Annotated in this window: 10 protein-coding genes; 9 read left to right on the top strand and 1 reads right to left on the bottom strand. The window is 47.9% G+C overall.

The genetic code is table 11. From position 1 onward, the window contains the following. From ACTIE6_RS07830 to ACTIE6_RS07820, 3 genes are all read left to right on the top strand, one after another. The coding region (locus ACTIE6_RS07830) for a sensor histidine kinase (RefSeq protein WP_439556107.1) at nucleotides 1-1,054 on the top strand (1,054 nt) is incomplete at its 5' end. A gap of 175 nt (nucleotides 1,055-1,229) precedes the next feature. Beyond that, nucleotides 1,230-2,144 carry an LEA type 2 family protein gene (locus tag ACTIE6_RS07825; protein ID WP_439556106.1) on the top strand — a complete coding sequence of 305 codons (915 nt, stop codon included), beginning with the start codon at nucleotides 1,230-1,232 and terminating at the stop codon, nucleotides 2,142-2,144. A gap of 287 nt (nucleotides 2,145-2,431) precedes the next feature. Then, on the top strand, nucleotides 2,432-4,129 hold the full coding sequence (locus ACTIE6_RS07820) for a hypothetical protein (RefSeq protein WP_439556105.1): 1,698 nt from the start codon (nucleotides 2,432-2,434) through the stop codon (nucleotides 4,127-4,129). Nucleotides 4,130-4,135: 6 nt separating this feature from the next. Here ACTIE6_RS07820 and ACTIE6_RS07815 read toward each other — a convergent pair whose 3' ends face one another. Beyond that, the gene (locus ACTIE6_RS07815; protein WP_439556104.1) at nucleotides 4,136-4,699 is read right to left on the bottom strand and encodes a sugar O-acetyltransferase; all 564 of its coding nucleotides are present in this window, start codon (nucleotides 4,697-4,699) and stop codon (nucleotides 4,136-4,138) included. A gap of 181 nt (nucleotides 4,700-4,880) precedes the next feature. Here ACTIE6_RS07815 and ACTIE6_RS07810 point away from each other — a divergent pair, with 181 nt between their 5' ends. The 6 genes from ACTIE6_RS07810 to ACTIE6_RS07785 all read left to right on the top strand — a co-directional run. After that, nucleotides 4,881-5,450, top strand: coding sequence for a Crp/Fnr family transcriptional regulator (locus tag ACTIE6_RS07810; RefSeq protein WP_439556103.1), 570 nt, complete (start codon nucleotides 4,881-4,883; stop codon nucleotides 5,448-5,450). Nucleotides 5,451-5,520: 70 nt separating this feature from the next. Continuing rightward, on the top strand, nucleotides 5,521-6,108 hold the full coding sequence (locus ACTIE6_RS07805; RefSeq protein WP_439556102.1) for a DinB family protein: 588 nt from the start codon (nucleotides 5,521-5,523) through the stop codon (nucleotides 6,106-6,108). Between the two features lie 305 nt (nucleotides 6,109-6,413). After that, nucleotides 6,414-7,037 (top strand): response regulator transcription factor, encoded by a 624-nt coding sequence (locus ACTIE6_RS07800; RefSeq protein WP_439556101.1) that lies wholly within the window; start codon nucleotides 6,414-6,416, stop codon nucleotides 7,035-7,037. 17 nt (nucleotides 7,038-7,054) lie between these two features. Next, nucleotides 7,055-8,311 (top strand): sensor histidine kinase, encoded by a 1,257-nt coding sequence (locus ACTIE6_RS07795; RefSeq protein ID WP_439556100.1) that lies wholly within the window; start codon nucleotides 7,055-7,057, stop codon nucleotides 8,309-8,311. A 55-nt stretch (nucleotides 8,312-8,366) separates the two neighbouring features. Beyond that, complete coding sequence (locus tag ACTIE6_RS07790; RefSeq protein WP_439556099.1) at nucleotides 8,367-10,253, top strand: PAS domain-containing sensor histidine kinase; 1,887 nt, start codon at nucleotides 8,367-8,369, stop codon at nucleotides 10,251-10,253. A 37-nt stretch (nucleotides 10,254-10,290) separates the two neighbouring features. Then, on the top strand, nucleotides 10,291-10,676 hold a 386-nt coding region (locus tag ACTIE6_RS07785; protein ID WP_439556098.1), incomplete at its 3' end, for a response regulator.

The raw sequence follows: 10,676 nt of genomic DNA, 5'->3' as shown, positions 1-10,676 counted from the left end.
CCACAGGCAGGATGTGATAGACGCAGTAGAGCGGACACTCCAGCCCGGCGCCAGCGGGACTTATGACCGGGAATATACCCTAGACGAAAAACAAACAGGCTCTGCCCGCATCCTGCACGTACAGGGACGGGTACTTTATGATGAATCAGGCAAGCCCCGTCACATGATCGGCACAGCTCAGGACGTGACAGCACAGCGCAAGATCAAACTGGCGCTGGAACAGCTGGTGCAGCAGCGTACCGAGCAACTGGAAGCGATCAATGAAGAGCTTGCGGCCATTAACGAGGAATACATATCTACCAACGAGGAACTCTCGATGTCCAACAACATGCTGCAGCAGTCCAATGTGAACCTGCAGCAATTTGCCTACGTAGCTTCGCACGATTTACAGGAGCCCCTGCGCAAGATCAGGTCATTTTCCGACCTGCTGATCAACCGCTACTCCGACAAGCTTGGCGACGGTATTACCTATCTGCAACGAATGCAAACGGCGGCTTCACGCATGTCACAGCTGATTGAAGACCTGCTCGCTTTTTCGCGCATTACTGCACACAACGAAATGAACACCACAGTGTCGCTCACCAAGGTTGTCAATGAGGTATTAAGCGACCTGGAAGTGGCTATCAACGAAACGTCGGCAGTGGTGCGGGTGGGCGATCTGCCCAAAATTCCCGGCGACCAGATGCAGCTAAACCAACTGTTCCTGAACCTGATCAGCAATGCAATCAAGTTCAGAAAACCGGATGCACTTCCCGTGATCAGCATTTCAAGTGACCTGATACCCGCCAGTCTACTGCCTTCAAACCTCGTCGTCACGCGGACTTCGGCCTTGTACTACCGGATAGATATAACAGATAATGGAATCGGTTTCGAACAGCAGTACGCCAATCGCATATTCCAGCTGTTCCAGCGCCTGCACGGAAGAAGCCAGTACTCAGGCACCGGGATCGGTCTTGCAATCTGTGAAAGGGTTGCAGCTAATCACGGCGGCGGCATTTCTGTTGTCAGTGAACCAGGACAAGGAGCTACTTTCAGCATTTATATCCCTTTGTAGTTGGCACCGGTGTATTGCAGTTTGTTGATGTACGATTTTCTGGATTTCTGCCTCTATTTTGAATAATTGGAAGCAGCAACAGGCAATTCCGATGTGCGCCGGATTTCATGGCACGAATATTACTAAGGCCACGGAATTGATTTAAAATTCACTGTTACACATAAACTGTTGAGATATGCGCATTAGCAAAGGGTTAATCGTCTTGCTGGTACTGATCATTCTGGTTGGAGCTGGCATTTGGTGGTGGAAGTCGCCTTCTTCTGATAAGACCAAGCAGAAAGCCGCAGACAAACTGGCTCCGACAGTCGGAGTGGCCTCTGTGAACATCCGGGATATTGACGCAGAGCGGATCAAAATGGAAAGCAAGGTCACGATCCATAATCCGCTCCCGGTGGACATTAATACAAAGCGCCTCAACTATGTGATCTATATAGACTCCATTAAAGTGATTGAGGACAGCTATGAAAAACCAATCAGCATCCGTTCATCCGACAGCTCGACGATTACGCTTCCAATGGAGTTGCTGGCCAAACCAATGGCGCGCGTGCTGAAACATTTTGACGATAATAAGATCGACAGCGCGGATTATGCAATGACAACAAGCTTTGAAGTGGATGTACCTGTTGCCGGTGAACGGAAGTTTACCATGGATGTGTCCAGAAAATTACCAGCTTTGAGAATCCCTAAAATCAAGGTGAAGCATGTAGACCTGAATGCACTTTCCATGAAAAGCAAAGGAATGGATGTGGAAGTGGAGGTTTTTAACCCAAACCTGTTTCCATTGAAATTGAGTGACGGCGCGTTTGTATTCAGCATTGAGAATGCTTTACAAATGAATGGGGTTTTGGAAAAAACAATTAACATTCCCGCAAAAGGATCTCAGACTGTTTCCATGCACGCGAAGGTGACCGACGGCAGCATTCTTAAAAGTGGCTGGAAAATTTTGACTGATAAAAAAGATACTGATTTCTTATACAAGTTCACAGGCAAAGTGAAGTCGGAAAGCAAAATGCTCGACAACAGTAATATGGTCATGAATGTGCGGGGTACCCTTGCTGAAATCATGAATGCGGTTAAAGAAGCCAGGTAGTACCGGCTCTCTTGATCCGCCAGTAGAGTCTCGCCCACTTCCTACCTCTCAGAATCCGGTCGGTACCACAGTCGGAGGATGTGAGCAGAGAGATTGGGATATACAAGCATCGAGTTTTAGAAAAAGTGGGTAATTATCATAATTGACCCACTTTTTTGTTTCCGGCGCATCAAGTTGTCCCGGCATTTATTACCTTCGGCAACTGGCCGTCCGTCGCGTGGAGAGAAAGCCTCGACCCGCTCGGTATGAATATTGCATGGCAATGCTAGTCACTTTAACAATTATGTATGCCGCGTTTAGTTTCAGGCTTGATTATCGGCCTGGTTATTATTTTATATTTACTCTACAACCTCTTCTTTTCAGTTAATTTCCCCTTCCAGGACGATTTCCTGATTATTCAGTTTATACAAGCTGCTTCCGAAGGCGGGTTTTCTTTTGATGTTGTATTGCATCAGATGTTTCTGACTTTCAATGATCACAAAGCGACTACAATCCGGTTGATCGCGCTGATTGAATATGCGCTCACAGGCCACCAGAACTTCCGGTTTTACATTGTATTGGTCTCACTGAACGTCATTTACATCTTTTCTTTTCTTTATATCCAATTCAGGAAAACCAAGCTTCCGCTCTACTATTTCATTCCTGCTCCATTCCTGTTCTTCACTCCGCTGTTCCATGAAGTTTCGGGTTGGGCGCTCAATGGAATGCAACATACGTTCCTGACCGCATTTACGGTAACTGCTATTTTGCTCGCGTCACGCAGGACCACCGTTACTTTTTGGCTGGCAATGGCTTTTTGCTTTTTGGCCACATTTACGCATGGTAACGGGGTACTCTCTTTTCCCGCAGTCGTGTTTTATTTTTTGTGTTTTAAAGATTTCAAAAAGGCAACGCTGGCTACAATCTCTATGATCGTGTGCCTCGCTATTTACCTGATAGGTTACGAGCGCGGTCAGGCTGGACATTTGCCGACAGATCTGCTCAGCATGTTTTCGTCGCTTTTCGGCTTCATTGGTTCGAGTATGTCGCTTTGGGCGGGAAAAGAATTCTGGTCTGCGTTATGGGGTATTTTCATCGTAGGTGCAATGCTGGTGATCACGCTGAAAGCCGCGGCGATTTACTTCGACAAGCCCAGTACCCTTAAACCCGGCACCATTGAGCTGCTATCCCTTTTCGCATTCATTTTCATTACGAGCGCGGTGATCGCATTGTTCAGATCGTGGACCGGCACGACGATCGCGAGCCGCTTTCAGCTTTACGCCGCATTGTCGACGGTGATATGCTACATCATACTCCTGGATTACACCTCATTTTTCAGAAAAAAACAGGTTCTCATTACCGTATCTGTACTGAGCGTTTTTTATTGGGTATATGCCCATTATGTATTTACTGCGACAGTAGCCTCGAAGAAAACAACTTACCTGGCCGATGTTTACAATTGGAAAAACAACCACGATATGTTTTCGGTTGAAAAAAGCATCACGCGCAATGCCGATTTCTATTTGACACCAGGCTACGAAAAAGGATTTTTCCGGCTTCCCGAACCTGTGATCAGCGAAGCCGAACTCAATGATATGTTTGAAAAGGGAACAGGTGAAAAAACCGCCGACAATATGTACGTGGAAGACTGGAAGGTTACCCGCATGCTGACAGACGGTCCCGAGCTGCTGACGCACTATTTTGTAGCCAGCAACGACAAACCTTCCCGAAAATCTTTATTGAGTGACCGTTTCCTGGTCTTGAAAAATGTTCAGACAGGCGCGGTGCATCTGATGAATGCGAATGCAAAAGTAGAAGCCAGAAAGCAGATCCTGACAACCGGAAATTACTATAAACCCGGCTTCAACACCTTTTTGAGAAAGGATGATCTTGCGCCGGGCGTATATCAGCTCGCTATCCTGGATGTGGAAGTATCAGGTGAAAAGCAATTTTATATGCTTGACAAATCGCTGGTTGCAAAAGGTGGAGGGTTTACGTTGCAATAGCGGCGTTTATTCCTGGATCAGCGAGCGGATCACGCGACAGGGGTTCCCGGCTGCAAAAACATCGTCGGGAATGTCTTTGGTAACCACGCTCCCGGCGCCGATGATCGTTCGGTTACCAATGCTTACCCCCGGACAAATCACGGCGCTGCCGCCTACCCAAACATCTTCACCAATTGTGATAGGCTTCGCTGACTCCACTCCCGAGGCGCGGGTTACATGGTCGGTCGGGTGTGTAGCCGTGTAAATCTGCACATTGGGCCCAAACAACGTGCGACTGCCAATGCGCACATACGTAACATCCAGCACAACGCAGTTGAAGTTGAAAAACACCTGGTCGCCCACGATCATGTTACTTCCATAGTCGCAATAGAACGGCGGTTGCAGCCACAGATCTTTACCTGCATTGGGGATCAGCTTTTTTAATGTTTCGGTACGCTTCTCCGGTTCATCTTCGCGGCTGTTGTTCAGTTCCAGCATCAGCAGACGCGCCTCTGTGCGCTCCCTTGTCAGTTCCGGATCAAGCGCTACATAGAGCTCACCGTCAAGCATTTTCTCTTTTTCTGTCTTCATAAACGGGCAATTTTCAGCTTGTTTGAGGTAAATGGTGTTTTGTAAAGCTATATAACGCACCTTTGAATACCTAGCTGCAAGCTGAGCATTGGCGGTTTTCTATCATCTGACCCGCTTGAACCCATAGCTGAGTTTCGAAATGCGCTATATTTACAGATAGTTAACCTCATCCTGATCTTGTATGCAGCTGCGGCAAGTTGTTGACGCCATTCACCCGTTAAGCGAAGCCGACTGGACTGCGTTCGCGGCAATCTGGCAGCCTTTTTCTGCGAAGCGCAAAACGGTGCTGACGGCCGCGGGCGAAAATGAAAACTTCCTCTACTTCGTGCTTAGCGGGGTGCAGCGGGTGTACTACCTCGATGAAAAGGGGCGCGAATCGACGCTTGTATTTTCGTATTCTCCATCTTTCGGCGGCGTGGTGGACGCATTGTTTTTACAAAAACCCTCGCATTATTATTTTGAAACATTAACACCCTCCGAATTCCTCAGAGCGCCTTCCGCTGAGCTACACGCTTTGATGCAACAGGTACCTGCGATCGAAACCATGATCAGGCTGGGGATTACACAGGCTATGTCTGGTATAATGGAGCGGCTGGTAGAACTGCAATGCTATTCATCGGAGGAGAAATTCAGAAAGCTCCTGAACCGCAGTCCGCACATATTACAGCTGGTCGCACACAAGTACCTGGCGAATTACATTGGTGTGGACCCGACCAATTTCAGCAAGTTCATCAATAGCATCAGGTCCTGAAATCTTGGCAAATACCAACAACGGATAACCACCGGCTGATCAACTTTGCATTGTACAAAACAGCAGGAAAATGTCAGCAAAAACCATTGAAAAAGCGCCCTGGCTCAACGGGCTTGAAGAAGAAACCGAACTGTTTATCAGTTATACCTTAATGCATTTCCAAAACCTTGAAGCAACAACATTGCTGCGGCCCTCGGCTACGGGCGGATGGAGTATAGCGCAGTGTCTGGCGCACCTTAACACCTATGGAGCGTACTACTTGCCTCTTTTGCGAAAAGAACTGGAAAAGGCAGCAACCGGAAATGCGGAAAATACCTACAAAAGCTCCTGGCTGGGCAGGTACCTCATCAAGCTCACGGATCCCGACAAGAGCCCGACGAAAATGAAAGCCGTCAAAAAGCACCTGCCTGCCGAGAATATAGACGCACACGAGGCAGTTGCCGAATTCCTGGAACAACAGGAAACTTTACTACAATTGCTAAGAATGGCGCGTACAGCGAATGTAAACCATACGCGCATTCCCCTCTCCATTGCCAGCTGGGTACGTTTACCGACAGGAGACATTTTACAATTCATGATAGTACACACGCGGCGGCACCTGCGCCAGGCAATGCGGAATCTGCAACCGGAGCTTACCACGCCAGGTTTCGAAAAGTGAGTATCGCCGGGTAAGTCAATCGCAAACGTTTGTCAGCTAAATGTAAATAGCTGGGAAACAGAAGCTACCTCAGGAATTCTATTGGATAATTAGTAAACGGTTTTAAATTGTGCCTTCCTACTATTCCGCCAGGTTGTAAGGGTTAAGCCAGGATCGGATCACATTGATTTGATCGAGGTGAATATACCAGTTGGCGAAATTGCATTTTAGTACTACTTTGGTGCAGGAAACTCACTTTCTCTCTGGTTACGTTATGACTTTTCCAATTGTGCATAAGGTGCAACCAGACATTGCCGGGATGATCCATGAATAAAGTGCTGATTGTTGAAGATCATGTTTTGATTCGCATGAGTTTAAGGCTCATGCTGCAGGAGCTCGACAAGAATGTTAGCATCCATGAAGTGGAAGGCTTTGATGAAGCGCTGCGAACAATGGGCGAGCATCAATTCGACCTCGTTCTGCTGGACATCAACATTCCCGGCGGAATGGGTACGCAAATGCCTTCGCTGATCCGGGAAAAACATCCTGCAACTGCCATTCTGGTCTGCTCTTCCCTGGATGAAGAGCAGCATGCAAAACGCTATCTGCAATCCGGCGCAGCTGGTTATCTGTCCAAAACAGCTTCAAAAGAAGAGACCATGGCGGCTATCTCTGCGGTTATGAACGGGCATAAATACGTGAGCGAGCAAGTACAAAGCAAGCTGCTTGAACAAGAGCAGCAAGCCAGGAAGGCAGTGGTGCGTTTATCAGCCCGTGAAAGGGAAATTATGCACCTTCTTATAGAAGGGAAATGGACAAAAGAAATTGCGCACATGCTGAATATCAGCGGAAGTACTGTCAGTACTTTCAAGGCGCGGATTTTTGAGAAAACACAGGTTACAAGCGTCATGGAATTGTTTGTGAAGGTAAATGCAGGAGAAGTAGAGTAAGTAATCCCAGGTATTTCATGAACAAGCATCTTCATAGGGCAGGTATTATCGTTGCCCTCTCGATTCCACTTTTCGTGCTGCCCGCACGTATCTCGGAGGGTCAATGGGCGGACCCGGTCAATCTGATCGGCTCTGAGATTGTTATCTTTTTAATGAGCCTGGCGTGCTGGTACAGCATCCATTATATCCAGCAAAGATTCGCCCGCTGGCAGGGACTTATCCTGTCGCTGCTCTGCTGCTGCCTGCTGTCCAACGTCTTCTATTTTACATTCAATCCCTTTTTCAAGGACTTCCCGTTCCGGACTGCACCAAATCCGCTTGGTATCAAGATATTGATGCTATCGAGCCGCGGGATACTAATGAGCATTATCCTCATTCCGGCAGCCTACTACCTGAAACGGGACAGCGAAGCGCGGCGCCAGCGAAAGGAAAACGAGCGCCTCGCCATGGAGCGGGTCAGGATTGAAAACAAGCTGCTCGAACAAGCCGTCATGGAACGCACGCGGGCATTGCAGCAGGCACTCGTCTCTCTTGAAAAATCACAGAAAGAACTCGAACATCAGATCTATGTCCAGTCGCGGATTGTTGCGTCCATTACACACGATATCCGTGGCCCATTCAATTTCCTGGTTATCGTTTCCGAGGAGATTCGCCGGATGATCGAAAACAAGGATTATGGAACTGTGGAGCAGTATAGCAAGGAGCTTCATCAGTCGCTTGAAAAAATGTTCGGCTATGTAAAAGACCTGCTTGAATTCACTAAAATCCCTGTTCAGCAGAAGCTGGCGATTTCGGATGAAGTGAATTTATCGGAACTGGTTGCGGAGAAAGCTGAGCTTTTTGAAGGCATTATCAGGACAAAAAACAACAGGCTGCACATTGATATTGATCCGGAAATAACTGTGATGAGCAACTCCAACTTACTCGGAATCGTGCTGCACAACCTGATCGACAATGCAAACAAATACACCCGTAACGGGAACATCCGGATCCGGGCGGCGGCTGAAAATGAGACGGTACTTATCGAGCTGGAAAATAGCGGTAACAGCGTACCGGCACTTCTGGTACAATGGTTTAATGCAAACGCGCACACGAACGGTGAAAGTGAACTGCCCGAGACTGTGGAAATAGCGGGTATCGGGTTGATTCTGATCCGGGAAATTGCGTCACTTCTGGATATTGGGCTTTATATGGAATCGGACCAGCGTAGAACGAGGGTCAGGCTCACATTGCAGGAAAGTCTCGTAGCTGAAACCAGCCCGGATATGGAGTAAGGCAGGATTGGTAATCAATTTGTTCATTTAAATACTTGCATTCAGTACAATACGCATGACACCAAACAGCAGTATTTTGTTTGACAATCTTCCGGAAGGCGTCTTTCTGCTCGATGCAGCCGGTCATATCCTTTCGTACAACCAGGCTGCTTGCAGGATTACAGGTTATGCTCCGGCGGAGATCGAGAACAAGCCGTTTTTTATTTTAGACGACGATCAGGAAGACACCATCAAATTTCAGTATGAGCTGAATATGGCTGTTCAGGATGGAAAGTGGGTATCAGAGGGATGGAGGCGCAGGAAAGATAAAACAAGGTATTGGGCTGAGGCCACGATCTCTCCTGTGTTCGGCGATGACAATAGGCTTTCCGGGTTCACAGTACTGTTGCGTGACACCACCGAGCGGAAAAACCGGTGGCTTGAAACCAAGGCTAGCGAAGAGCGTTTCCGGTTGATGGTGGAGGCTGTGAAGGACTATTCGATTTTCATGCTCGATCCGGAAGGGTATATATTAACCTGGAATGAAGGCGTGCAGCTAATCCACGGTTATTCGGCCAGCGAGCTGATTGGCAAACATTTCTCAATCTTTTATACTTCCGCCGACCTGATCGCCGACAAGGCAGAGAACGAGCTGCGCATCGCCCGTCAGCAGGGTATTTACAGGGAGGAAGGCTGGCGCGTGAAGAAAGGAGGCTCGGTATTCTGGGCAAGCGTGGTGCTGACTGCCTTGTTTAATGATCAAAATAAACTAATCGGTTTTTCGAAGGTAACGCGCGATCTCACGAGCCGCCTGAGAGAAGAAGAGGTACTGCGGGACAGTGAGGCCAGGTACCGCTCGCTGGTAGAGCAGGTTGCCGATTACGGTATTTTTATGCTCGACGAAAAAGGGCGGATTGTAAGCTGGAATGAGGGTGCAAAACGCATCAAAGGATATGCCGCAGACGAGGTGATCGGCAAGTACTTCTCCATATTTTATCCCGAAGAAGACATTATCAACGATAAGCCAAAACGCGAGCTGCGGATAGCCCGGGCGGTAGGTAAATACGAGGAAGAAGGCTGGCGACTCCGTAAAGATGGTACCCGGTTTTGGGCAAATATTGTTATAACCGCAGTGTACGACCAGGAAAACAGGCTAACAGGCTTTTCAAAAGTTACCCGCGACCTGACGGAGCGCAAGCTTGGTGAGCAGGCTTTGCAGGAGAGCAGTAACAGGTACCGGCAGCTCGCAAGTGAATTATCGCTTGCCAATGACGAACTATCGGCTGCAAACAAAGAGCTGGAACAGTTTTCGGCCATTGTATCGCACGATTTGAAAGAACCTGTGCGGACTGTAAAAAGCTTTCTGCACTTAATGGCGCGCAATGTGGAGCAGGATCAGTTTCAGAATATCAAAACCTACATCGGAAAAGGTATTGCCGCTGCAGAACGCATGGAGGAGCTGATCAACAACCTTTTGGATTACTCCCATATCAGCAAGTCTGACCTGATCAAGGAAGAGGTAAAGGTAGCGGACCTGTTCCACGCCGCAGTTCAAAACCTGAACGATTCCGTTGAAGCCTCCGGCGCAAAGGTAACTTTTCAATCAGATGTTGAAAGCGTGCGCGGAGACCGTGTGCAGCTGGTGCAGCTGTTTCAAAACCTGCTCGGAAATGCATTGAAATTTACCAAAAACCGCGCGCCAATCATTTCTGTCCAGTGTTCTGAGGAAAACAACCGCGTCAGGTTTATGATTACAGATAATGGAATTGGCATCCCGCCGGAGAAACTGGAAGCGGTCTTCGAGATTTTCAGAAGGCTGCATTTTGCCAGTGAATACCCGGGCACAGGTGTTGGTCTCGCAATCTGCAAAAAAGTAGTTGAGCGGCACAATGGTAAAATCTGGGCTGAGTCGGTCGAAGGAAATGGCACGACCTTTTTCGTTGTTTTACCCCACAATCACTAACTATTACAGACCCCACAATCCTTAATTGTAAACATTTATGAAGAAGTACAAACTGGCTATCGTTGAAAACGATGAGGATGAACGCTTCTTTATGGCAGATGCATTCAACGCTTTCAATGGTTTTGACATTATAGGCGAGTTTAGCAACGGCGACCAACTTTTTGAGTGGCTTAACGGCCGGCCCGACACCCTACCCGAATTGATTCTTTCAGACCTTAACATGCCGGGCAAAAACGGGTATGACGTGATCACAGGCATAAAAGCCAATTTTCCCCAAATCCCCGTAATTATTACCTCTACTTCCTCAGTATCGTCGACCAGGGAGAAATGCGTTGGCTTGGGTGCCAGGGACTTTATGGTTAAGCCCGACATCTTCATTGCCTACGATCGTTATGCTGAAAATTTGTATAAACTGATCAGCGA

It is taken from the genome of Dyadobacter sp., from assembly GCF_051859145.1.
Classification (GTDB): Bacteria; Bacteroidota; Bacteroidia; order Cytophagales; family Spirosomataceae; genus Dyadobacter.
This window is presented reverse-complemented; position numbering and strand designations above follow the sequence as displayed.

Bases quoted from the DNA above. Each gene is read 5' to 3' on its own strand.
- ACTIE6_RS07825 (WP_439556106.1), top strand. From the start codon at position 1,230: ATGCGCATTAGCAAAGGGTTAATCGTCTTGCTGGTACTGATCATTCTG.
- ACTIE6_RS07820 (WP_439556105.1), top strand. From the start codon at position 2,432: ATGCCGCGTTTAGTTTCAGGCTTGATTATCGGCCTGGTTATTATTTTA.
- ACTIE6_RS07815 (WP_439556104.1), bottom strand. From the start codon at position 4,699: ATGAAGACAGAAAAAGAGAAAATGCTTGACGGTGAGCTCTATGTAGCG.
- ACTIE6_RS07810 (WP_439556103.1), top strand. From the start codon at position 4,881: ATGCAGCTGCGGCAAGTTGTTGACGCCATTCACCCGTTAAGCGAAGCC.
- ACTIE6_RS07805 (WP_439556102.1), top strand. From the start codon at position 5,521: ATGTCAGCAAAAACCATTGAAAAAGCGCCCTGGCTCAACGGGCTTGAA.
- ACTIE6_RS07800 (WP_439556101.1), top strand. From the start codon at position 6,414: ATGAATAAAGTGCTGATTGTTGAAGATCATGTTTTGATTCGCATGAGT.
- ACTIE6_RS07795 (WP_439556100.1), top strand. From the start codon at position 7,055: ATGAACAAGCATCTTCATAGGGCAGGTATTATCGTTGCCCTCTCGATT.
- ACTIE6_RS07790 (WP_439556099.1), top strand. From the start codon at position 8,367: ATGACACCAAACAGCAGTATTTTGTTTGACAATCTTCCGGAAGGCGTC.